Source organism: Curtobacterium sp. PhB142 (assembly GCF_004341255.1).
Lineage (GTDB): Bacteria > Actinomycetota > Actinomycetes > Actinomycetales > Microbacteriaceae > Curtobacterium.
On record NZ_SLUT01000003.1, the window covers coordinates 25,090 to 47,279 of the forward strand.

Below are 22,190 nucleotides of genomic sequence, written 5' to 3' on the forward strand. Positions count from 1 at the left end.
CCTCGCGTCGCCGCGGCGCCGGAGCGCACGTGCGGTGACGGTGTGGTTGCGAACGGGTCGCCCGGGACGGCGCGCACGGCCCACGTCAGCCCGCGCAACGGCGCAGGGCGAGCGAACACGCACGCAGGGACCACGCTCGGGGCGGTCCCGGTCCGGCCGACCGTACGGTCACGGCGCTGCTGGCCGCGGACGCGTTCTGGTCGTCGTGCCCCCGGCCGTCGGGCCTGTGGGGACGTTCAAACCTAACGGTGTCCTGTCCCCCGATCACAATCGACGTCCGCCGGAATCCCGGCATCGCTGTACCCCGTCGTCGGCGTGTCGCCCACGCACATGGGGATCACGATCGTGACCGTCTCGTTACAGATCAGCTCGTTCGGAGGTTTGTGTGCCGCCCCGGTTCCGTGCGCATGTAGGTTGGCGCGCATGACAGCGCAGAACGACACGGGCGTGAACCGTGCTCCGGCGAACGACTTCTCGCACGAGCAAGAGGGCTACCAGCACGGTCTGAAGCCCCGGCAGCTGCAGATGATCGCGATCGGTGGGGCCATCGGCACCGGACTCTTCCTCGGTGCGGGTGGACGGCTCCACACCGCGGGCCCCGCGCTCGCGCTGACCTACCTGATCTGCGGCATCTTCGCGTTCTTCATCCTGCGCGCCCTCGGCGAGCTCGTGCTGCACCGTCCGTCGTCGGGGTCGTTCATCTCCTACGCCCGCGAGTTCTACGGCGAGAAGTTCGCCTACGCCGCCGGCTGGATGTACTTCCTGAACTGGGCGATGACCTCGATCGTCGACACCACCGCCGTCGCGATCTACTTGCAGTACTGGTCCGCGTTCACCGCCGCACCGCAGTGGCTCCTCGCGTTGATCGCTCTGATCGTCGTGCTCGCCGCCAACATGGTCGCGGTCAAGGTGTTCGGCGAACTCGAGTTCTGGTTCGCGCTCATCAAGGTCGCGGCACTCGTCGCGTTCCTCGTCGTCGCGATCATCTGGCTCGTCTTCGCGTTCCCGGTCGAGGCCGGCGGCGAAGCCGTCCGCACGGGCTTCTCGATCTGGGGCGACAACGGCGGGCTGTTCCCGAACGGGCTGCTCCCCGCGGTCATCGTGATCCAGGGTGTCGTCTTCGCGTACGCGGCGATCGAGCTCGTCGGCACCGCGTCCGGTGAGACGCAGAACACCGAGAAGGTCATCCCCCGCGCCATCAACTCGGTCGTGTTCCGCATCGCGGTCTTCTACGTCGGGTCGATCATCCTGCTCTCCCTGCTCCTGCCGTACACGGCGTACAAGGAGGGCGAGAGCCCGTTCGTGACGTTCTTCTCGTCGCTCGGCAACCCGCAGGTCGGGTCGATCGTCGGCGGCATCATGAACTTCGTCGTGCTCACGGCGGCACTGTCGTCGCTCAACGCCGGTCTGTACTCGACCGGCCGCGCCCTGCACTCGATGGGCATGAACGGTTCGGCGCCGAAGTGGACCACCAAGATGTCGAAGGGCGGTGTGCCGTACGCCGGCATCCTGCTCACCGCCGCGTTCACGGTCGCCGGCGTCGTCCTGAACTACTTCGTCCCGAGCCAGGCGTTCGAGATCGCGTTGAACATCGCGAGCCTCGGCATCATCACGGCGTGGGGCACGATCATCCTCTGTCAGATGCGGCTCCGGTCGTGGGCGAAGCAGGGACTGGCGAAGGAGCCGTCCTTCAAGCTGCCCGGCGCCCCGGTGACCGCGTGGCTCACCCTGGCGTTCCTGGCGTCGGTCATCGTGCTGATGGCGATCGACTACCCGGTCGGAACCTACACGATCGCGTCCCTCGTGATCGTCATCCCGCTGCTCGTCGTCGGCTGGTTCCTGCAGCGCGACCGCATCCTGCGCATCGCGTCGCTCCGACAGGGCGTCACCGGTCCGTACCCGATCGGCGTCCGCGACCCGGCGAACCAGGTCCGTCGCGAAGGCGAGGACGGCGGCGAGCACAAGGGGTCCGACGACACCGTCTGATCTGTCCCCGGTGCGCAGCACGTCGCGCGCCGAGTGCAGTGGGTCCGGCACCCCTCGGTACGATCGGCGGGTGCCGGACCGCTCTGTCTCCCCTGCGTCTGTTCCCCCCACCCTCGATCTCCAGCTGAGCTGGCGAGGCGCGTACGGGCGCCTGCGGGTGTTCCCCGACCGTCTGGAGGCCGAGACCGACTACGAGCGCGAGGCGCGGGTCTCCGTGCCGATGGACGCGGTGTCGGGGTGGCGGCTCGGACCGTGCGACGAGGACGCCGTCTGCGTCGAGTTCGTCACGGCGCAGGAGACCTTCCGCGTGCTGCTCGACACCTCGGACGAGCAGCTCGCCGCGCTGGCGATCCAGAAGGTGCTCGGACCGCCGCTCACCACCGGCTGACGGACCGCCGCTCACCACCGGCTGACGGCCCACGGGCGCTGCGCTCAGGCAGCGCCCTCCAGGGCGAACTGCGTGACGCGGAACGTGGCGCCCTGCGGGTCCCGCAGTTCGGCCGCACGCGTCCACGGACCCTGCCAGGTACCGAGCACGGCGCCGCCGAGCTCCTCGGCCCGTGCGGCGGCGGCGTCCCGGTCCGCCACGCTGAACGACACGTGCCAGTCGTCCGGCCCGTCGTCGAGTCGGGCGAGGGCAGCGATGACGTCCGCGAAGCCCTCCGGTGCGCCGACCTGCCGTTCGCGGATGTCGGGGTCGGAGGTGGCCGCGAGGTGGTCCCCGTAGCCGGGCAGCCGGACCATGGCGGTCGGGCCCTCCTCGATGCCGGAGACCCGCCAGCCGAACAGCTGCTCGTAGAACGAGATCGCCTGCTCCGGCTCGGTCGAGCGGAGGTCGCTGAAGACCCAGCCGCCGGGGGCGTTGATGTGCTGCGACCCGAGCCGGTCGCGCGCCTGCCAGAGTCCGAACGCCGCACCGCGCGGATCGACGCAGTCGACGCTGCGGCCCGCGGCACCACCCGGCCCGGCGTCCTCCGCCGGAGCGGCGGTGCCACCGAGCTCGACGACCCGAGCGGCCACCGCGTCGGCGTCGTCCACGGCGATGTACGTCGTCCACGACGCCGGCTCGTCACCCGAGGCGATCGCACCGACCTCTCGTCCGTCGATGCTCATGATCCGGTACGAGCCGGGGGCCCCGGGCGGCAGGCGCTCCTCGAAGTCCCAGCCGAACAGACCGCCGTAGAACGCCTGCGCGGCGTCGGGGTCCGGGTGTCCTCCGTCGATCCAGCTCGGCACACCCTGCGGGTAGGTGCGAGGGGTCTGGTCCGTCATGGTGTCTCCCGAGGTCGCCGACGCCCAGGTCGGATGCCACAGTTCTACCGCTGACCGCCGACGTCGGCCGGGTCGGTCGCCGGGTCGTTCGTCGGGTCGTTCGTCGGGTCAGTCGTCGGGTCAGTCGTCGGTGTCGACCTGGTCGGTGACGACGTCGCCCGAACCGGCGTCGATCCGGACGCTGTGCTTGGTGCCGGACCCGTCGACGACGTCACCCTCCCAGACCACCGTGCCGAGGTGGTCGTCGAGGCCGAGCTCGGTGATCGCAGCGGCGTGCAGGTCCTCGAAGGCGCTGACGGCCTTGCTGACGTCGAGGTCGGCCGCTGCGATGAACCGGTCGTGCTCGGCACGGTCGTCGGTGTCCGCCGCCTCCGTCTGCGGGGTACCGGTCACCCCGGTGCCGGCGGCGTCGGTGTGCACCTCGTGCTCGGTGCCGTCCTTCGTCACGACGAGGACCTCGTACGCGCTGCCACGCTGCTCCTGCTCGACCGAGATGACGGTGCCGGAGCCGACGCTCCCGCGTGCGGTCGCGACGGCGGCCAGCAGGGCGTCGTTCGACGTGGCCGAGGCGGCGGTCGCGGACGCGCCACCCGACGTGCCGGTGGTGGCGCCCGTCGCGGCCGACCCGTTCGAGGACGACGCCGCCGAGTCGGACGACCCGTCGGTGGAGCAGCCGGTGAGGGCGAGCGCGGCCACGACGGGCAGGGCGGCGAGGGCGGCGACACGGCGGGCGGAGGGCTTCTGGAGCTGGGTGCGGAAGGTCATGGGACGAGCATGTCGGCGGGGTGCTGAAGCAGACCTGAAGCCGCCTGTTCAGCCGCCGAGTGCGATGCGCACGACGAACCGCGCCCCGCCGAGCGGCGAGTCCGCCACCGTCGCATCGCCGCCGTGCGCCCGGACGGCGTCCCGCACGATCGCCAGACCGAGGCCGGCACCACCGGCGTCGCGGCTGCGGGCCTCGTCGAGCCGGACGAACCGCTCGAACACCCGGTCGCGCTCGGCCGCCGGGACCCCGGAGCCGTCGTCGTCCACGGTCAGCACCGCGGCGCCGTCCTGCTCGACCAGGGCCACCGCGACGCGCGACGCGGCATGCCGGACGGCGTTGTCGACGAGGTTCCGGACCACGCCGGTGAGCAGCCGTTCGTCGCCGAGCACGCGTGCGGCGGAGATCCCGGAGCCGTCGACCCGGATCGCACGGTCGCCGGTCCCACCACCCGGCACCCGCGCCCGCGCCCGCGCCCGCGCGACGGCGTCGAGTGCGAGGTCGTCGAGGTCCACGGGACGACGGACACCCGTGCCGCCCTCGTCGAGCCGCGACAGCTCGAGCAGCCCGGTGACGAGGTCCTGCAGGCGCACGGCCTCGGACCGCACGACGTCGGAGAACTCGGCGACGTCGGTCCGGTCCGGGTACGCGACGGCGACCTCGGCGTGCTGGCGGAGGGACGCGATCGGCGACCGCAGCTCGTGCGAGGCGTCGGACACGAACTGCCGTTGCCCCGCCGCGGATCGGTCGAGTCGGTCGAGCATCGCGTTCATGGTGGTCGCGAGCCGGGCGATCTCGTCACCGGTGTCCGGCACGACCACGCGGGCATCGGGCTGCGCGGCACGGATCGTCTCGACCTCGGTGCGCATCCGTTCCACCGGCCGCAACGACCGCCCGGTCACGGACCAGGTCACGATCCCGAGCACGAGGACGAGCACCGGCACCCCGACGGCGAGGAGCACCACGGCGGTCCGGATCGCGGTGTCGGTCTGCTCGAGGGAGACGCCGTACACCAGGGTCGCCTCACCCCCACCGGGCAGGTCGACGTCGTCGGCGACGAGCAGCCAGCGTTCGCCGTCGTGCGACCACCGGGACTCGTCGGCGGTCGACAGGGCCGGAGCGTCGGCGTCCTCACCGTGTGCGAGGACCGAGCCGCCGTCACCGACCACCTGCACCAGGACGTCCTCGTAGTCGGTCACCGCACCGGCACCGTCGGACTCGACCCGTGACGACACCTGTTCGAGTCCGGCCTCGGCGGACGTCCGCACCCCGTCGAGCAGCACCAGGCGGAGCACCACGACGAACCCCACGGCACCGACGACCAGGGCGGCGATCACGACCACGCCGGCGCCGAGCGTGGTCCGCGCGCGCACGGACCGGAAGCAGCGCGTGCGCCCCGTCCCCCGGTCAGCCACCGTCGGCCGCCAGTCGGTAGCCCGCACCGCGGACGGTCTCGAGTGACGTCCGTCCGAACGGCCGGTCGAGCTTACGCCGGAGGTGCCCGACGTACACCTCGACGATGTTCGGGTCGCCCTCGAAGTCGACGTCCCAGACGTTCTCGATCACCTCGCGCTTCGAGCACACCTGCCCGGAGCGCCGCGCGAGGTACTCGAGCACCGCGAACTCCCGGCTCGTCAGGTCGACGGGGGTCCCGGCACGCGTCACCGTCCGTGCGGCCGGGTCGACGACCAGGTCGCCGAGGGTCAGCACCGCCGGGCGTTCGCGCGCACCACGGCGGACGAGCGCGCGCAGCCGGGCGACGAGGACCGGGTGCGAGAAGGGCTTCGTGACGTAGTCGTCGGCGCCGGCGTCGAGGGCCTCGACCTGGTCCCACTCGCCGTCCTTGGCGGTGAGCATGAGCACCGGCGTCCAGTCCTGGTCGGCCCGGAGCTGGGCGCAGACCGCCCATCCGCTCATCCCGGGCATCATCAGGTCGAGGACGATCGCGTCGTACTGGAACTCGCGGGCGTGCCACAGGCCGTCGACGCCGTCGTGGGCGACGTCGACCGCCCACCCCTCGGCCTCGAGGCCGCGACGGACGCCGTCGGCGAGCCGCACCTCGTCATCGACCACCAGGACACGCATGGCGACGATCCTGCCGTGCCGCCCTGAAGCAGCGCTGAAGCGACGCCCGACGGCGATCGGCGATCGGCGAACGGCTCAGACCAGCAGCAGGATCCCGGCGACGACCGCGGCCGCGGCGATGGCGAGCGCGATGAGCAGCAGCACGAGGTGCACGGTGTAGAACGTCGTCGGCTTGCCCGCAGCATCACGCGCGCGGGTGTCCTTCGCGACGCGCTGGAAGAAGCGCGGCCAGGTGACGACGTTGAAGACGGCACCGATGAACAGGACGACTGCGGCGAAGACGAGCACCGTCCGAGTCTAGACAACGACTGTCGGTGGTGCTCGGCCGCCCCCAACGCGGCCGAGTCCCACCGACGAGCCACAGGATCTGTAGCACTTGCTACAAACCCTACACGGGCGTCGGGAGACCGTCGAGTCACCCCTTCGGGCTACGCGGAGTCGAGCGCCGACTCGGCCTCGGCGAGGACGGCTCGCTCCGCATCGGTCAACGGCGCACGCGTCCGCCGGAGCCCGTCGTTGACCTCGACGATCGCGCGGCTCAACCGCGTGGCGGGGTCCTCGGTCGACGGGTAGGCGTTGTCGGCACCGATCCGCTCGTGCAGCGGCGCGAGACGCCGCAGCGCCGCGTCGACCCGACGGGTACGTCGACGTCGCGAGACCCGGTGTCCGACGACGAGCAGCAGCATCCCCGTCGAGACGCAGATCACGGCGCCGGGCGTCGTGACGTCGTACGGCAGCGCGAGGGAGCGCATCCGGTCGAGGTCCCCCGTGACGTGCGCCAGGTCCATGACCACGACGACGACCATCCGGACGACCCCCAGCACGCCGCCGAGCACCAGGATCCACAGCCCGACCAGGTCCGTCGTCGTCCGGGCCTCGCGCAGGCGGAGGACGCAGATGAGGCCCGTCGCGCCGAGCGCCACCCCGAGGTACACCGTCTGCGCGATCGAGTAGACGGTCGCGGCCGGGTGCGACCCGGCGTCGAGCATGAACGTCGTCGTGCTGGCGGGCTTGTCCAGCACCGAGAAGGCGACGACCACCACGACCACCACCGCGGCGCACGACACCACGATCGCGTTCCGGAGCCACGGCCGCGCCGCTCCGACGGCCTTCGCCACGCCCCAGAGCAGCGTGCTCGTGCCGGCGACCATCAGGCAGTCGCTGACCACGGTCACCACGTTGAAGCCACCGAGCAATGGGTCGAGCCACCGGTACAGCGGGTCGACGTTCGTGACGATGGTGCCGGCGAACAGCAGGAAGGTCACCGCCAGGGTCCGGTCCTGCCCGCGTTGCAGGACGAAGAGCGCGATCGTCCCGGCGATGAGCAGCACCGCCTGGACGACTGCGACGATCACCCGAAGACCCCGCGGAAGGCGCTCGGGCGGCCTCGGTGCCGCCGGATGAGCGTCGCGAGCGCGTCGGCGAAGACCTCGGCCTCGTGCTCGTACGCGTTCGAGAACATCCCCCGCGCCAGCGCCCGCTCGACCTTGTACTCGGGCAGGTCCGGGATGACGTCGCGGATGTAGGCGGACTGGGGCGCGTGCTCCTGGTGCCGGTGCAGGACGTGACCGAGCTCGTGGCCGATGACGAACGCCCGGAAGGTCGGCGAGGCGGTCGGCGAGATCATGATCAGGTGGGCGTGCTCGAGCGTCGCGACGAAGCCGCACACGGGCTCCGTCGCCAGGAACGCCTCTTCGCGGACGACGATGGGCTTGTCCACGACGACGGCTGCGGCTGCGACGGCCTGGTCGACGTCGGACCACCCCTCGACCGCACCGCGTGCCCAGAAGGACTCGAGCAGCGGGTCGGTCACGCCACGCTCCCGCGCTGTGATTCCTCCTCGAGCACCTCGGCGATGCGCCGCAGCGCCTCGGGTGAGAGCTCGCCGGGGAAGGTGCGTGCAGCGAACCCGCTCACGCGGGCGGAACGCAGGGAGCGGACGAGGGCGAGCTGGGCGCCGATGCGCTCGGGGACGTCGCTGTCCTCGAGCAGGAAGCGCTCGTCGACCTCGAAGAACCCGGCGAGCAGCCGCAGGAGCTCGGTGTCGCGGTTGCGTCGGCCGTCGCCGGAGAGCATGTAGGTCCACTTCGCCCGCGAGAGCGAACCGCCGTGGGCGGCGACGTACTCCTCGATCGAGGCGAACGGCACCGGGGCGCCACGCTGGGACTCCTCGAAGTCGAGCAGCAGGTTGATGCGCCGTGCGAGTTCGGCGGCGTCCAGGACCCCGCCCCTCGGATCACCGGTCTCCATGTCGGACTCCTCCCCAGCCGTGCGTGCACGACATCGTAGCGCGGCGGACACGGTGCACGCCGTTAGCCTCGTGGGCATGGCCCGCAGCTTCCCCGCGACGATCGCCGACCCGGTCGAGCACGAGATCGTCATCACGAAGTCGCGGTTCATCACCACGGTCGCCCCCGTGTCGGACGTCGCGGACGCCGAGCGGGTCATCGCCGAGGTGAAACGCCGCCACTGGGACGCCCGGCACAACTGCACCGCGATGGTCACCGGAACCCTCGGCGACCAGGCCCGGTCGTCGGACGACGGAGAACCGTCGGGTACGGCTGGCGTGCCGATGCTCGAGGTGCTCCGCCGCCGCGAACTCACCGACGTGGTCGCCGTCGTGACGCGCTACTTCGGCGGCGTGAAGCTCGGCGCCGGCGGACTCGTCCGCGCCTACTCGACCTCGGTCTCGGAGGCCCTCGACACCGCCGCGCTCGTCCGGCGCGAGGCGCTCACGCAGGTGCACTTCGACGCCCCGCACGCCGAGGCCGGCCGGCTCGACAACGTCCTGCGCGACTGGGTCCGGCACCACCACGCGACCCTCGGTGCGACGGTCTACGGACGTGCAGCGACCTTCGAGGTCTGGGTGCCCGCCGACGCGCTCGCGATCCTGACCGCGGACCTCGCAGCGGCCTCCGCCGGCGCCGTCGACCTCGTCGTCGGACCGGAACGGATCGTCGATGTCGCCGCCGACTGAATCCGACCGCCGGAAGCACCTCGGGCGTGTCCAGCTCAGAACGCGGGCACATCCCCGGAACGCACGAAGGCCCCGACTCGATGAGTCGGGGCCTTCGTGGTTGTGGTGCACCCCCTCGGACTTGAACCGAGAACCCACTGATTAAGAGTCAGTTGCTCTGCCAATTGAGCTAGAGGTGCATGTTCCGGCTTCCGTGCCGCAACGGGAATCAACAATAGCATGGGTTCTGCGCGCTCACGACCACTCGTGGGCACCAAGCGAACAGGAGCACCATGACCGACCGTCTCGCCGCCGGCGACACCGCCCCCGACTTCACGCTGCCGGACCAGGACGGCGTCGAACATTCGCTCGCCGCACTGCGGGGCAAGAAGGTCATCGTGTACTTCTACCCGGCCGCGTCCACCCCGGGTTGCACCACCGAGGCCTGCGACTTCCGCGACAACATGTCGTCGCTGCAGGCAGCCGGCTACGAGGTCCTCGGCGTCTCGAAGGACGAGCAGGCGAAGCTCAAGACGTTCCAGCACGAGCAAGCGCTCACGTTCCCGCTGCTGAGCGACCCCGACCTCGCGGTACACAAGGCCTACGCCGCGTGGGGCGAGAAGAACAACTACGGCAAGATCGTGACCGGCACGATCCGCTCCACGATCGTGGTCGACGAGGACGGCAGCGTGCGGCTGCCGCTCTACAACGTCAAGGCGACCGGACACGTGGCGAGCCTGCGGAAGAAGCTCGGCCTGGTCTGATGACCGGACCACAAGGCGGACGGGAGGCCCGTGGCGGCGTCGCCACGGGCCTCCCGTCCGTCTTTCGGTCGCGTCTACTCCACGGGACGTGCGAGCGCGGCCGTCACCGACCGCGACAGCACGAACGTGATGCCGAGCAGTGCGGGGATCAGCAGGACCCAACCGACCGCCGGTTCACGGAAGACGCCCTGGAACGCGCCGATCGCGATGGCGCCCTGCAGCACCTGCCAGACGATGATCCCCGAGCGCACCCACGCGCGCCGCTTCCACAGGCCGTTCAGCAGCGCACCGAGCCAGAGCGCCGCGACGGCCGACAGGATCGTCAGGGCGATCCCGGACGCCAGGCTCGACGCCGGTGCGACGATCAGCTCGACGACGAGCACGACGGTCACCACGACGAGCGCCGCGAACTCGAGGCCGACCACCACCAGCAGGCCGATCAAGGCGCGTGAACGTGGCTCAGGACGGTCGACCGCGGTCGGGTCGTCATCGTGCACAGTGATCCTCCAGCATCGGAACCCTTGATTTGCCCCTACCAGTATGGAACGATATTCGAGGTCGTTTGGACGGCACGATGTGGTGTGCGTCTCCCGTGGTTCGTCGCTCCTCCCCCGAGCGTCACGCGGGCGTCAGACTCGCTTCCAGCGGACTCCTCCCCACAGTTGTCCCGTCATGCCTCATGCATGGTCAGCGTTCCGATCCCCCGAACCCCGGCCCCGGCCTGCCGTTCGAGCATCGACATCAAGGAGCACCACACATGGACTGGCGTGACAAGGCAGCTTGCCTCACCGCGGACCCCGAGCTCTTCTTCCCCGTCGGGAACACCGGGCCCGCCGTCGATCAGATCGAGAAGGCCAAGTCGGTCTGTGCACGCTGCACGGTCACCGAGATGTGCCTGCAGTACGCACTCGAGAACAACCAGGACTCCGGTGTCTGGGGTGGCCTCAGCGAGGACGAGCGTCGTGCGCTGAAGCGCCGCGCCGCTCGCGCCCGCCGCGCTTCCTGACCCGGGCTGGTTCCCGCAGGACACACCGACGCCCGTCGTCCCTTCGGGGGCGGCGGGCGTCGTCGTGCGCGTGGCGCACGGGGGCGCGGGGCGGGGCGGCACGCCGTGCGCTGGTCCTCGGGGTTCCACAACATGCCGCGCGCTGACCGTCGAGGTTCCACAACACGCGCGATCGCACGCCGAGATGCGCAGATCTCGGAACCTCGGCGCGGCCCGAGACGCGACCGAACGACGGACGGGAGGCCCGTGGCAACGCGCCCACGGGCCTCCCGTCCGACAGCCGCCCGGGTTCCACAACACGCCGCGCGCTGATCACGGCGGTTCCGCAACACGCGCGATCGCACGCCGAGATGCGCAGATCTCGGAACCTCACGAGCGGGCGCGAACCCGACGCGCAACTCCCACGGGCGCGGCGCAGCGCGGGGGCTAGGCGGGAGCGGTCAGCCAGCGGAACGGGATGGTGATCGTCACCTCGGTGCCGCTGCCGGTCAGGGTGTGCCAGTCGATCGTGCCGCCGAGCTCGCCCTGGATGAGCGTGCGGACGATCTGGGTGCCGAGACCCGACCCGACCTTCCCCTCGGGCAGACCCACGCCGTTGTCACGGACCTCGATCTCCAGGTGGTCGTCGAACCGGCGGGCGACGATCTCGACCTCACCGTCGCGGCCGTCCAGCCCGTGCTCGACGGCGTTCGTGACGAGCTCGGTGAGCCCGAGTGCGAGCGGCGTGGCAGCCTCGGACGGCAATACCCCGAACTCGCCGGTCTTCTTCGGGTGCACGGTCGTGTTGTGCGACGCGGCGACCTCGGTGACGAGCTTGAGCACCGAGTCGAAGACGTCGTCGAAGTCGACCGTCTGACTCAGGCCGCTCGACAGCGTGTCGTGCACGACCGCGATGGCTGCCACGCGGCGCATGGCGTTCTGCAGCGACGTGCGTGCCTCGTCGGAGTGCGTCCGACGAGCCTGGATGCGCAGCAACGACGCCACCGTCTGCAGGTTGTTCTTGACGCGGTGGTGGATCTCGCGGATCGTCGCGTCCTTGGTGATGAGCTCGCGCTCCTGGTGCCGGAGCTCGGACACGTCGCGGCAGAGCACGATCGCACCGATGCGGTCGCCGTGGTCGCGGAGCGGGATCGACCGCAGCGACACCGTCACGCCCTTCGACTCGATGTCGGCCCGCCACGGAGCGCGGCCGGTGACGACGAGGGGCAGGGATTCGTCGACGTCGAGCTGCGCGCCGATGAGCTCGGTGGTGACCTCGGCGAGGGACTTCCGTTCGAGCTCCCCCTCGAAGCCCATCCGGTTGAAGGCGCTCAGGCCGTTCGGGCTGGCGAACGTCACGATGCCGGCGGTGTCGAGGCGCAGCAGACCGTCGCTGGCGCGCGGGGCGCCGCGGCGCGGACCGGCCGGTGCGCCGAGGTCCGGGAAGTCGCCCGTCGCGATCATGCCGAACAGGTCGTTCGCACTCGCGGTGAAGTTCAGTTCCTGACGGCTCGGCGTCCGCATCTCGTCCTGGTTGGAGTGCCGCGTGACGACGGCGATCGGCCGCTCGGTGGTCTCTGCGCTCTTGGCACTGAGGCGCCGCAGCACCGGGATCGCACGGACCCGGGTGGGGGTGTCCTCGTACCAGTCGGGCTCAGCGGAGTCGACGACGCGGGCGCCGGCGAAGCTCTCGGTCACCTGACCGCGCCACTCCTCGCGGATCTCCTGGCCGACGATGTCGCGGTAGAACAGCGTGGCCGCGGAGCTCGGTCGGGCGTGTGCCACGGCGACGAACGAGCCGTCCTCGGCAGTCGGCACCCACAGCACCATGTCGGCGAAGGACAGGTCGGCGAGGAGCTGCCAGTCCCCCACGAGCAGGTGGAGCCACTCCACGTCGGCTTCGGAGGAACGGCCTTGCGCGAGGACGAGGTCACTGAGGGTCGACACCCAACCAGTCTAGGTGCGCCGACTTGTGGAGAATGTCGCCCTCTCCACAGGCCCAGCAGCTTTGTATTTCTCATGTTGCACGCCCCATACGCTCGCTCCAGCAACGGAAGGGGCAGGGGTGGCGGAGCAGGCACGCCGGATCGACCACACGACGACGACGGCACACTCGCCGCCACTGACGATCGTCGAACCGCAACCGGTCGAGGAACCGGCGAGCGGCCCTCCGGACCCGGCGGACACCGCACGCGCCCTGGGACTGTGCGTCGCCGAAGTCCTGACCGGGGCCCGCGAGGTCGACAGCATCGCCCGCTGGATCACCGACGACGTGCACCGACACCTGCAGCAACGTGCAGCCGTGGCCGCGCACGCTCGCTCAGTGCGCCGACGGTCGCGGAACCGAGCGGTGCTGCGGGTCGGCAGCGTGCTCGTCTGCCGACCGGCGGACGGCGTCGCCGAGGCGACCGTCATCGTGCACACGCGCAGTCATGCACGCGCCGTGGCGATGCGGTTGGAGACACGGGACGGCAGGTGGCGGGCGACCGCGATCGGCGTCCTGTAGGTGCCTGACGCGGACGGGAGGCCCGTGGCGATGTCGCCACGGGCCTCCCGTCCGCCGTCGGCGCGCGTGGTGCGCTTGGTGAGCAGCAATGGTCGGGTACCGACGCGGGACCCGACCATTGCTGCTCACGATGCGCTCGCGCGCACGCGGACTACTTCTTCGACGCCTGACGACGCTCGGCACGGTTGCCTGCCGCGGCAGCCTGGCCGGAGGCCGTGGCTGCGTTGCCGAACGCGGAGCCCTGCTCGGGCTCGGCAGCTGCCTCGGCCTCGGCCTGGGCCTGCTGCGCACGCGCCGTGGCGGCCTGCTCGAGGCGGCCCTTCTCGTCGCGCACCTCGACCTCGCCGTCGATCGACGGTGCCGAGTACTCGAGGCCGGAGACCTCGTCCTCGCCGAGACCCTTGGCCTCGATGACGGCGTTCTCGCCGTCGGACTGCACCTGGACCTCGAGGTTGAACAGGTAGCCGACCGACTCTTCGCGGATCTGGCCCATCATCGTCTGGAACAGCGCGTAGCCCTCGCGCTGGTACTCGACGAGCGGGTCACGCTGCGCCATCGCGCGGAGGCCGATGCCGTCCTTGAGGTAGTCCATCTCGTACAGGTGGTCGCGCCAGCGGCGGTCGATCACCGACAGGACGACACGACGCTCGAGTTCGCGCATCGCCTCGTCGCCGAGGAGCTCCTCACGCGTGGAGTACGCCAGCTTGGCGTCGGAGAGGATCTCGCGGCCGAGGAAGTCACGCGATGCCTTGCCCTTCGAGCCGGCCTCGGTGATGACCTCGTCGATGGAGATCGAGATCGGGTAGAGCGTGCCGAGCTCGGTCCACATGGCGTCGAGGTCCCAGTCGTCCGGCGACCCCTCGCCGGTGTGGGTGTCGATCACGTCGTCGATGACGGCCTTGAGGAACGACTGCGCGCGGTCGTGCAGGTCGTCGCCCTCGAGGATGTGGCGGCGGTCGCTGTAGATCGCCTCGCGCTGCCGGTTCAGGACGTCGTCGTACTTCAGGACGTTCTTGCGGATCTCGGCGTTCCGGCCCTCGACCTGTGCCTGGGCGGAACGGATCGCGCGGCCGACGAGCTTGTTCTCGATCGCCAGGTCGTCCGGCACGTTCGAGCGGCCCATGAGGCTCTCGGCGGCACCGGAGTTGAACAGGCGCATGAGGTCGTCGGTGAGCGACAGGTAGAAGCGGCTCTCGCCCGGGTCACCCTGACGACCGGAACGACCACGCAGCTGGTTGTCGATGCGGCGCGACTCGTGGCGCTCGGTGCCGAGGACGTAGAGCCCACCGGCCTCGCGGACCTTGTCGCCCTCGACCTCGACCTCGGCCTTGACGCGGGCGAAGACCTCGTCCCACTCGGCTTCGTACTCGTCGGGGGTCTCGGTCGGTGACAGGCCCTTGGCGTGCATCTCCTGCACCGCCAGGAACTCGGAGTTGCCGCCGAGCATGATGTCGGTGCCTCGGCCGGCCATGTTCGTCGCGACGGTGACGGCGCCGAGGCGACCGGCCTGGGCGACGATCGCGGCTTCACGCGCGTGGTTCTTCGCGTTGAGGACCTCGTGCTTCACGCCCTTCTTGGCGAGGAGCTTCGACAGGTACTCGGACTTCTCGACGCTCGTGGTGCCGACGAGGACGGGCTGGCCCTGCTCGTGGCGCTCGGCGATGTCCACGGCGACCTGCTCGAACTTGGACTTCTCGTTCTTGTAGACCAGGTCGGTCTGGTCGATGCGCTGCATCGGCTTGTTCGTCGGGATCGGGACCACGCCGAGCTTGTAGGTCGACATGAACTCGGCCGCTTCGGTCTCGGCGGTACCGGTCATGCCGGAGAGCTTCTGGTAGAGCCGGAAGTAGTTCTGCAGCGTGACCGTGGCGAGGGTCTGGTTCTCCGCCTTGACCTCGACGTTCTCCTTCGCCTCGATCGCCTGGTGGATGCCCTCGTTGTAGCGACGGCCCATCAGGATGCGGCCGGTGTGCTCGTCGACGATGAGCACCTCGCCGTTCATCACGACGTAGTCCTTGTCGCGCTTGAACAGGGCGACGGCCTTGATGGAGTTGTTGAGGAACGAGATGAGCGGGGTGTTCGCCGACTCGTACAGGTTGTCGATGCCGAGGTAGTCCTCGACCTTCTCGATGCCGGGCTCGAGCACGCCGACGGTGCGCTTCTTCTCGTCGACCTCGTAGTCCTCGCCCGGCGTGAGGCGCTTGGCGATCGAGGCGAACTCCGTGAACCACCGGTTGGCCTCGCCCGAGGACGGGCCGGAGATGATGAGCGGCGTGCGGGCCTCGTCGATGAGGATCGAGTCGACCTCGTCGACGACGGCGAAGAAGTGGCCGCGCTGCACCATGTCGGAGGCCTGCCACGCCATGTTGTCGCGCAGGTAGTCGAAGCCGAACTCGTTGTTCGTGCCGTAGGTGATGTCCGCCGCGTACTGCTCGCGGCGCTCGGCCGGCGTCTGGTTGGCGATGATGCAGCCGGTCGTCATGCCGAGGGCGCGGAAGACGCGACCCATGATCTCGGACTGGTACGACGCCAGGTAGTCGTTGACCGTGATGACGTGGACGCCGCGCGACGGGATCGCGTTGAGGTACGCCGCCGTGGTCGCGACGAGGGTCTTGCCCTCACCGGTCTTCATCTCGGCGATGTTGCCGAGGTGCAGGGCCGCCCCGCCCATGAGCTGCACGTCGAAGTGCCGCATGCCGAGGGTGCGCTTCGCTGCTTCCCGCACGGCGGCGAACGCCTCGGGGAGCAGGTCGTCGAGGGTCTCGCCGTTGGCGTACCGCTCGCGCAGTTCCTTCGTCTCGTCCTGGAGTTCCTCGTCGGTGAGGCTCGAGAAGTCGTCCTCGAGGTCGTTGATCGCCGAGGCGTACGCCTTCAGCCGGCGGACGGTGCGTCCTTCGCCGATGCGGAGGACCTTCTCCAGCACGTTTGCCACGTGAGCTCCTTACGGGGTCGTCGTGCGCGACCTGCGCGCCCGATCGACCAGTCATGCTAGCAACCCCCCGGTGCCGTGCGCTGTGAGGGGCGTCGGTGTGGGGGCAGCGGTGTGCGCGGCCCGCGAACGGACCGCGCACACACGGGTCGGACGGTGTCCGCAGCGATCGCGTCAGGCGAGCGCGGCGGCCGGCTCGGCGTCCACCGACGCCGCGGCACCGGTCTGGTCGTCGATGCCGATCACGCCGTAGTCCCAGCCCTTGCGTCGGTAGACGACGCTCGGGCGGTGGGTCTCGGCGTCCACGAACAGGTAGAAGTCGTGTCCGACGAGCTCCATGAAGTACAGGGCGTCGTCGACGGTCATCGGGGCGGCCTCGAAGACCTTGTGCCGGATGACCACGGGGCTGTACACCTCGTCGTCCTCGTCCTCCGGTGCGTCGGCATCGACGACCGGGACCGCGCCGGTGGCGACGTCCTCGATGAGGCGGCCGTCAGCGGGGACCACCCCCATGCCGTCGAAGCCACTGCCTGCGGCCTCGGCCACCGAGGTCGGGCGGTGACGACCGCGGTGGACCTTGCGCCGGTCACGAGCACGACGCAGGCGTTCCATGATGCGGGCGAAGGCGAGGTCGAAGGCGGCGTACTTGTCGGACGCCGCGGACTCCGCCCGCACGAGGGGCCCGGGACCGATGAGCGTCAGCTCGATGCGGTCCTCGCCCTGGCTGCCGCCCGACTTCTCGTGGTGGCGGCTGATGCGCACCTCGAAGGCGAGCGCACGGTCAGCGAGCACGTCGATCTTCTCGGACTTCTGTTCGACGTAGGTGCGGAATCGGTCGGTGACCCCGACGTTCCGGCCTGTGATCGTCACGTCCATGTCGCGGCTCCCATCGAGCTTCGGCGCGTCGCCTCCATCCGGCGAACCCGAACGCCTTGCCGCGAGGCTAGACCCGCCGCAGGTCCCGCGTCACGGTGCGTCGGCGAGTCCGCAGGACACCCATCGGACGCACAGCGGTCACCCGGTGTTCACCGAGCTGTCAGTCCTCGACGCTCGCGACGGCCACGCACCGGACGACCCGGCCGCCCGCGGCGCGGACCGCCCGCACGCCCTCGGCCATCGTGACGCCGGTCGTCACGACGTCGTCCACGAGCACCACGTCCCGCCCGTCGACCCCGCACGCCCGCAGCGTCCCGACGGTCGCGGCGACCCGCTCGATCGCCGTCCGTTCCTTCTGACCCGGCCCCCCGCTCGCCGGTCCACCCCGGACCCGCACCCGTCGGAGCCGCCCGGTGCCACGGACGCCGCCGCGGGCGAGCAGCAGCACCACGGGGTCGAACCCCCGACGCCGTGCCCCCGCCCGCGACGGCGGGACCCGCAGCACGACGGTGTCCACGGGTGCCTCGGCGAGCGCGGCACGCACGAGCGAGCCGAAGCGAGCGCCGAGCGGTCGTGCGACGTCCACCCGACCGCGGAGCTTCAGCTCGAGCAGCAGGGTCCGGACGAGTCCCTCGTACTCGAAGGCGGCGTCGAGCCGCACGCCCGCGACGAGTCGGACCCGACGCGGGCGTCCGGCCAGGGCGGCGCGGCAGGCCCGGCAGAGCGCACGGTCGGGGCGTCCGCAGCCCAGGCACTCCACCGGCAGGAACAGGCCGAGCACCGCGAGCGCCGCGTCGCGCCACGGCGTGAGCGGGTCCTCGGTGCGCATGCGACGAGTGTGGTGGCGACCGCACGGCGGGCGTGCGCCGACATGGCGGACGGTGGACGGGCCTCCCGGCCGGGGTGGGTGTGGAGGGGTGACCGCGACGTCAGCGCTGGACGCCGAGCACGTCCGCGGTCACGCCGGTGGTGTCCCAACCGCCGCCGGTGGACTGCAGCACCGACCCGCTCGACATCCGGAGCAGCAGCGCACCACCGCTCCCGCCGCTGATCGAGGTCGCGCGACCGTCCGGCTTCGGCAGGGTGCTCGACTGCCCGCCGATCGTGGTCCGGACGACGTTCGGACCGGCCGTGGTCTGCCCGACCGACGCCACGTCGGTGTCGTTCACCCACGTCGCCCCGACGGCGTCGCCGGTGGCAGCCTGCACCCGCACGGCGGCGCCGAACGACGTCGGGGACCGGTCGGACCCGCGGATGATCGCCATCACGTACAGGCCGGGGCCGTCGGCGGTCTGGATCAGGGCGAGTGCCCGGGTCGAGTCGCGGGAGACCTGGAACGACACGAGGTCACCGCGCGGCAACGACGTCGCGACCTGGTGCGGGTCGCCGCCGAGGCCGTAGGCGGTGATCCGGCGGGTGTCCGACGACTGGCCGACCCAGACGAACCCGAGGTCGTCGATCGCGGGGGCGACGAGGTCCTCGCGGGCGTCGACGCGCAGGTGGTCGTCACCGCGGACGACGACGGCACCGTCGCGGTTGCCGACGGCGGCCGTGGTGCCGGAGGCGGACAGCGAGATCGAGGTCGGGTCGAGGCCGGCCACGGTGTCGCCGACGCCGCCGCCGAGCTTCGAGACCTTGCCGGTGCCCGAGGCCGCGTAGCCGACCACACCGTCCTCGTCGACGAGGGGGCGGGGGTCGACGTCCGGGTTCTGCTGCGCGTTCGCCCCGCTCGAGTCCGGGACGGACAGGCTCGCGCCCTCGATGGTCATCGACACCGACGAGATCGTGGCGACCGAGGCGAGCGACTTGCTCAGCTGCTCACGCATCCGGACGCGGTCGACGGTGCTGGCGCGCAGGGCGTCGCTGGACAGGTCGACGAGTGCCGTGCCGCTGTCGATGGTGACCGCGTTCAGGGAGAGCTGGGTGCCCTCGGGGAACGACGAGACCACGGCGCCCTTCAGCCAGTCGGCGGGACCGGCCATCAGGGCGCTGGCGATGCGGGTGCTGGTGGACGAGCGGGCGAGGAACCAGCGCTCGTCGGGCACGAGGAACCGGAACGTCGGGTCGTAGAAGTACAGGGCGTGCTGCTGGAAGACGGAGTCGAAGCTCACCGGGGACAGGATGATGCCGTCCGGGGCGTAGGCGATGCGCCACTCGCCGTCCTCGCGGGTGAACTGGAACGTCAGCGTGGACGAGGTCGGGCGGACCGCCTGGGTGTACTCCCCCTCGGAGTCGACGGTCGCGCTCGCGGTGAGCGTGTACGTCAGCTCGCGGTCGTCGGCGCGCTCGACGGTGCCGCTGCCGTCGCGGATCGTGACACCCTGCCGCGGGTTCCACTGCTGCGAGAAGTCCGAGGCGAGGAACTGCCGGGCGATGGCGTAGTTGTCCTGTGCGCCGGTGGCCGCCGCGATGAACCCGCGCAGGATCGCCGTCTGGTCGGAGCCGGTGATCGGCTTGTCCGGCCGGAAGTCGACGCCGGACAGCGACTCGTCCTTGATCGTCTGCCCGGTGCGGACGGCGCCGTCGACGGGGATGGCGGCGCAGGCGGTGAGCGCCAGCACACTGACGGCCGCCAACGCCGCGGCGACGACGTGCCGGAAGCGGGGACGGAGGCGGGGGCGCATCAGGACTCCTCTCGCACGGCGCGGGGGCCGTCGTACGACTCGTCGAGCTCGGGCAGCGGGATCGCCGACGTCGCGGCGGTGACCTGTTCGTTGCGGGGCAGCGTCAGCACGAAGGTCGATCCCTGACCGGGGCGCGACCACACGTCGATCCGACCACCGTGCAGCTTCGCGTCGCCCAGGCTGATCGCGAGACCCAGGCCGGTGCCGCCGATGGTGCGCTTGCGGCTCGGGTCGGCGCGCCAGAACCGGTCGAACACCCGTGCTGCGTCCTCCGGCGGCATGCCGACGCCCTGGTCGCGCACCGCGATGGCGACCGTGCGGGCATCGCTGTCGACGACGACCTGGACCGGCTTGGCGTCACCGTGCTCGATCGCGTTGCCGACCAGGTTGCGCAGGATGCGACGCACGCGCTTGGCGTCGAGCCGCATCGTGGTGTGGCCGCCGGGTGTGGCGAGCTGCAGGTCGATGCCGGCGCGTTCGGCCAGGGGGCGGAACTCCTCGACGATGTCCGCGGCGAGCGCCGCCGGCACCGACGGCTCGGTGTCGAGCTGCACGGCCTGCGCGTCGTAGCGGGAGATCTCGAGCAGGTCGGCGAGCAGCAGCTCGAACCGCTCCACCTGGGCGTGCAGGAGCTCGGCCGAGCGCCCGACCGAGGGCTCGAACGCGTGCCGCGAGTCGAAGAGCATGTCGCCGGCGAGCCGGATGGTGGTGAGCGGCGTGCGCAGCTCGTGGGACACGTCGGACACGAAGCGCTGCTGCACGCGGGAGAGCTCGGCGAGCTGGGTGATCTGCCGGCTGACGGCCTCGGCCATGCCGTTGAAGCTCCGCGCGAGGGTCGCCAGGTCGTCCTGGCCGCGCACCGGGATGCGTTCGTCGAGGCGTCCGGCCGCGATCTTGCGGCTCGTCTCCGCTGCCTCGCGGATCGGGACGACGACCAGCCGCACGACGAGCGAGGTCACCAGGGCGATGAGCACCATGAGCGCGACGCCGCCGATCGAGAGCGTCTGCGACACGAAGTCGAGGGTCTGCTGGGCATCGGACAGGTCGTAGACCAGGTACAGCTCGTACTGGCCGGCGCTCGGGATCTGCAGCGTCGAGCCGACGGCCAGCCCGGGCACGCGGCGGCCGTCGTCGTCGAGCTGCACCGGCTGCAGGCTGAGCTTGCCGGTGTTCGCGCCGACCTCCTTGCGCAGGGCGTCCGTGATGACGGCGTCCGGGAAGTCCTGGCTCGCGATGGTCTGCAGCGTCTGCGGGGTGGACTGGTCCGGGCTCCGCTCGATCGCGATGCTCGTGCCGCCGGGGCTCGTCGTGTTCGACAGGATCGCCTGCTGCGCCTCGTTCTGCAGCGTCTCGAGCTCGGATTGGTTGTTGTCCTCGGCCGCGGTGGCGGCGTCGAAGATCCCCTGCGCGACGATGGTCGCGCGGGCCGACTCGGACTCGATCTGGTCGCGGCGCTGCGAGTAGACGTTCGTCGAGATGCTCACCATGACGGCGGTGCCGATGATCCCGACCGCCAGTCCGGTCGTCATCACGGTGATGGCGACCGAGCGGAACATCAGGGACCGGCGCCACACGTACGCGACGGGCCGCCAGCCACGGCGGACCCAGCGGCGCATCCGTCGTCGGCCACGGCCGACCACCCCGATCGACACGGTGGCCGTGCCGGGGGCGGCACCGGCTGCCGTGCCGGGAGTGGTGCCGGCGGGCGGGGCGGGCGGCACGGTGGTCAGGCTCCTCCGGCCCGGTACCCGACGCCGCGGACCGTGGTGACGGTCTTCGGGTTGTCCGGGTCGTGCTCGATCTTCGCGCGCAGGCGCTGGACGTGCACGTTCACCAGGCGGGTGTCGGCCTTGTAGTGGTAGCCCCAGACCTGCTCGAGCAGCATCTCGCGGGTGAAGACCTGGTTCGGCTTCTCGGCGAGCGCGCGGAGCAGGTCGAACTCGAGCGGGGTGAGCGCGATGACGGTGTCGCCGCGGCGGACCTCGTGCCCGGCGACGTCGACCGTCACGTCACCGACGTGCAGCACCGTGGCGTCGGTGGCGCTCGGCCGCAGCCGCGTGCGGATGCGGGCGACGAGCTCCTTCGGGTTGAACGGCTTGACGACGTAGTCGTCGGCACCGTTCTCGAGGCCGAGGACGACGTCGGCGGTGTCGCTCTTGGCGGTGAGCATGATGATCGGCGTGCCGCTCTCGGCACGGATGCGCTTGCAGACCTCGATGCCGTCGATGCCCGGGAGCATCACGTCGAGCAGGACGAGGTCCGGCTTCGTGCTGTGGAACGCGTCGACGGCGTCGTTGCCGTCAGCGCTGAACTCGGGTTCGTAGCCCTCCGAGCGGAGGACGATGCCGATCATCTCGGCGAGGGCCTGGTCGTCGTCGACGACGAGGATGCGCGGTGTCATGTGATGTGGACTCCGTGTGGCGTGCGGGTGGTGCCGGGTCGGC

General features: G+C 70.8%; 22 protein-coding genes and 1 tRNA gene. 6 read left to right on the forward strand and 17 right to left on the reverse strand.

The genetic code is table 11. From position 1 onward, the window contains the following. Nucleotides 1–423 precede the first annotated feature (423 nt). On the forward strand, nt 424–1,986 hold the full coding sequence (locus EDF31_RS06370; protein WP_131845575.1) for an amino acid permease: 1,563 nt from the start codon (nt 424–426) through the stop codon (nt 1,984–1,986). A 70-nt stretch (nt 1,987–2,056) separates the two neighbouring features. After that, nucleotides 2,057–2,374, forward strand: a complete 318-nt coding sequence (locus EDF31_RS06375; RefSeq protein WP_131845576.1) for a hypothetical protein — start codon at nt 2,057–2,059, stop codon at nt 2,372–2,374. 44 nt (nt 2,375–2,418) lie between these two features. Here EDF31_RS06375 and EDF31_RS06380 read toward each other — a convergent pair whose 3' ends face one another. The 8 genes from EDF31_RS06380 to EDF31_RS19900 form a co-directional block, all read right to left on the reverse strand. Then, a complete protein-coding gene (locus EDF31_RS06380; protein ID WP_131845577.1) occupies nt 2,419–3,258 on the reverse strand; it encodes a VOC family protein in 840 nt (279 codons plus the stop codon). A gap of 120 nt (nt 3,259–3,378) precedes the next feature. Beyond that, on the reverse strand, nt 3,379–4,023 hold the full coding sequence (locus tag EDF31_RS06385; RefSeq protein ID WP_131845578.1) for a PepSY domain-containing protein: 645 nt from the start codon (nt 4,021–4,023) through the stop codon (nt 3,379–3,381). A 48-nt stretch (nt 4,024–4,071) separates the two neighbouring features. Next, a complete protein-coding gene (locus tag EDF31_RS06390) occupies nt 4,072–5,394 on the reverse strand; it encodes a HAMP domain-containing sensor histidine kinase (protein ID WP_207896148.1) in 1,323 nt (440 codons plus the stop codon). 34 nt (nt 5,395–5,428) lie between these two features. Further along, on the reverse strand, nt 5,429–6,106 hold the full coding sequence (locus EDF31_RS06395) for a response regulator transcription factor (protein ID WP_131845580.1): 678 nt from the start codon (nt 6,104–6,106) through the stop codon (nt 5,429–5,431). 75 nt (nt 6,107–6,181) lie between these two features. Continuing rightward, nucleotides 6,182–6,394, reverse strand: a complete 213-nt coding sequence (locus tag EDF31_RS06400) for a hypothetical protein (RefSeq protein WP_131845581.1) — start codon at nt 6,392–6,394, stop codon at nt 6,182–6,184. 140 nt (nt 6,395–6,534) lie between these two features. Then, the gene (locus EDF31_RS06405) at nt 6,535–7,461 is read right to left on the reverse strand and encodes a hypothetical protein (RefSeq protein WP_131845582.1); all 927 of its coding nucleotides are present in this window, start codon (nt 7,459–7,461) and stop codon (nt 6,535–6,537) included. Next, nucleotides 7,458–7,919 carry an ImmA/IrrE family metallo-endopeptidase gene (locus tag EDF31_RS19895; protein ID WP_111085958.1) on the reverse strand — a complete coding sequence of 154 codons (462 nt, stop codon included), beginning with the start codon at nt 7,917–7,919 and terminating at the stop codon, nt 7,458–7,460. Before EDF31_RS19895 ends, EDF31_RS06405 begins: the two co-directional genes overlap by 4 nt. Further along, entirely contained in the window at nt 7,916–8,356 is a 441-nt protein-coding gene (locus tag EDF31_RS19900; RefSeq protein ID WP_159573933.1) for a hypothetical protein, read from the reverse strand. Before EDF31_RS19900 ends, EDF31_RS19895 begins: the two co-directional genes overlap by 4 nt. A 70-nt stretch (nt 8,357–8,426) precedes the next feature. Between EDF31_RS19900 and EDF31_RS06415 the strand changes: the two genes are divergently transcribed. Then, complete coding sequence (locus EDF31_RS06415) at nt 8,427–9,083, forward strand: YigZ family protein (protein WP_131845843.1); 657 nt, start codon at nt 8,427–8,429, stop codon at nt 9,081–9,083. A gap of 103 nt (nt 9,084–9,186) precedes the next feature. Here EDF31_RS06415 and EDF31_RS06420 read toward each other — a convergent pair. Further along, a tRNA-Lys gene (locus tag EDF31_RS06420) sits at nt 9,187–9,262 on the reverse strand. A 93-nt stretch (nt 9,263–9,355) separates the two neighbouring features. Between EDF31_RS06420 and bcp the strand changes: the two genes are divergently transcribed. Further along, nucleotides 9,356–9,826 carry a thioredoxin-dependent thiol peroxidase gene (gene bcp, locus EDF31_RS06425; protein ID WP_131845583.1) on the forward strand — a complete coding sequence of 157 codons (471 nt, stop codon included), beginning with the start codon at nt 9,356–9,358 and terminating at the stop codon, nt 9,824–9,826. 74 nt (nt 9,827–9,900) lie between these two features. Here bcp and EDF31_RS06430 read toward each other — a convergent pair whose 3' ends face one another. Then, complete coding sequence (locus EDF31_RS06430; protein WP_123313689.1) at nt 9,901–10,323, reverse strand: hypothetical protein; 423 nt, start codon at nt 10,321–10,323, stop codon at nt 9,901–9,903. Nucleotides 10,324–10,583: 260 nt separating this feature from the next. Here EDF31_RS06430 and EDF31_RS06435 point away from each other — a divergent pair, with 260 nt between their 5' ends. Continuing rightward, complete coding sequence (locus EDF31_RS06435) at nt 10,584–10,832, forward strand: WhiB family transcriptional regulator (RefSeq protein WP_017888820.1); 249 nt, start codon at nt 10,584–10,586, stop codon at nt 10,830–10,832. A gap of 426 nt (nt 10,833–11,258) precedes the next feature. Here the strand turns inward: EDF31_RS06435 and EDF31_RS06440 are convergent, their stop codons facing one another. Continuing rightward, nucleotides 11,259–12,758 carry a PAS domain-containing sensor histidine kinase gene (locus tag EDF31_RS06440; protein ID WP_111085963.1) on the reverse strand — a complete coding sequence of 500 codons (1,500 nt, stop codon included), beginning with the start codon at nt 12,756–12,758 and terminating at the stop codon, nt 11,259–11,261. Nucleotides 12,759–12,876: 118 nt separating this feature from the next. Between EDF31_RS06440 and EDF31_RS06445 the strand changes: the two genes are divergently transcribed. Next, nucleotides 12,877–13,317 (forward strand): Rv3235 family protein, encoded by a 441-nt coding sequence (locus tag EDF31_RS06445; RefSeq protein ID WP_131845585.1) that lies wholly within the window; start codon nt 12,877–12,879, stop codon nt 13,315–13,317. 151 nt (nt 13,318–13,468) lie between these two features. Here the strand turns inward: EDF31_RS06445 and secA are convergent, their stop codons facing one another. From secA to mtrA, 6 genes are all read right to left on the reverse strand, one after another. Beyond that, complete coding sequence (secA, locus tag EDF31_RS06450; protein ID WP_131845586.1) at nt 13,469–16,249, reverse strand: preprotein translocase subunit SecA; 2,781 nt, start codon at nt 16,247–16,249, stop codon at nt 13,469–13,471. Nucleotides 16,250–16,420: 171 nt separating this feature from the next. Then, nucleotides 16,421–17,122: a ribosome-associated translation inhibitor RaiA gene (gene raiA / locus EDF31_RS06455; RefSeq protein ID WP_123338985.1), complete on the reverse strand. Its 702-nt coding sequence runs from the start codon at nt 17,120–17,122 to the stop codon at nt 16,421–16,423. Between the two features lie 160 nt (nt 17,123–17,282). Beyond that, entirely contained in the window at nt 17,283–17,951 is a 669-nt protein-coding gene (locus tag EDF31_RS06460) for a phosphoribosyltransferase family protein (protein WP_131845587.1), read from the reverse strand. A gap of 100 nt (nt 17,952–18,051) precedes the next feature. Beyond that, the gene (locus tag EDF31_RS06465) at nt 18,052–19,746 is read right to left on the reverse strand and encodes a GerMN domain-containing protein (protein WP_131845588.1); all 1,695 of its coding nucleotides are present in this window, start codon (nt 19,744–19,746) and stop codon (nt 18,052–18,054) included. Beyond that, nucleotides 19,746–21,467, reverse strand: a complete 1,722-nt coding sequence (mtrB, locus tag EDF31_RS06470; RefSeq protein ID WP_243649914.1) for an MtrAB system histidine kinase MtrB — start codon at nt 21,465–21,467, stop codon at nt 19,746–19,748. Before mtrB ends, EDF31_RS06465 begins: the two co-directional genes overlap by 1 nt. A gap of 5 nt (nt 21,468–21,472) precedes the next feature. Continuing rightward, entirely contained in the window at nt 21,473–22,147 is a 675-nt protein-coding gene (gene mtrA / locus EDF31_RS06475) for an MtrAB system response regulator MtrA (protein ID WP_123292246.1), read from the reverse strand. Nucleotides 22,148–22,190 lie beyond the last annotated feature (43 nt).

Bases quoted from the DNA above. Each gene is read 5' to 3' on its own strand.
- EDF31_RS06385 (WP_131845578.1), bottom strand. From the start codon at position 4,023: ATGACCTTCCGCACCCAGCTCCAGAAGCCCTCCGCCCGCCGTGTCGCC.
- EDF31_RS06380 (WP_131845577.1), bottom strand. From the start codon at position 3,258: ATGACGGACCAGACCCCTCGCACCTACCCGCAGGGTGTGCCGAGCTGG.
- EDF31_RS06370 (WP_131845575.1), top strand. From the start codon at position 424: ATGACAGCGCAGAACGACACGGGCGTGAACCGTGCTCCGGCGAACGAC.
- mtrA (WP_123292246.1), bottom strand. From the start codon at position 22,147: ATGACACCGCGCATCCTCGTCGTCGACGACGACCAGGCCCTCGCCGAG.
- EDF31_RS06460 (WP_131845587.1), bottom strand. From the start codon at position 17,951: ATGCGCACCGAGGACCCGCTCACGCCGTGGCGCGACGCGGCGCTCGCG.
- bcp (WP_131845583.1), top strand. From the start codon at position 9,356: ATGACCGACCGTCTCGCCGCCGGCGACACCGCCCCCGACTTCACGCTG.
- EDF31_RS06435 (WP_017888820.1), top strand. From the start codon at position 10,584: ATGGACTGGCGTGACAAGGCAGCTTGCCTCACCGCGGACCCCGAGCTC.
- EDF31_RS06465 (WP_131845588.1), bottom strand. From the start codon at position 19,746: ATGCGCCCCCGCCTCCGTCCCCGCTTCCGGCACGTCGTCGCCGCGGCG.
- EDF31_RS19900 (WP_159573933.1), bottom strand. From the start codon at position 8,356: ATGGAGACCGGTGATCCGAGGGGCGGGGTCCTGGACGCCGCCGAACTC.
- EDF31_RS06395 (WP_131845580.1), bottom strand. From the start codon at position 6,106: ATGCGTGTCCTGGTGGTCGATGACGAGGTGCGGCTCGCCGACGGCGTC.
- raiA (WP_123338985.1), bottom strand. From the start codon at position 17,122: ATGGACGTGACGATCACAGGCCGGAACGTCGGGGTCACCGACCGATTC.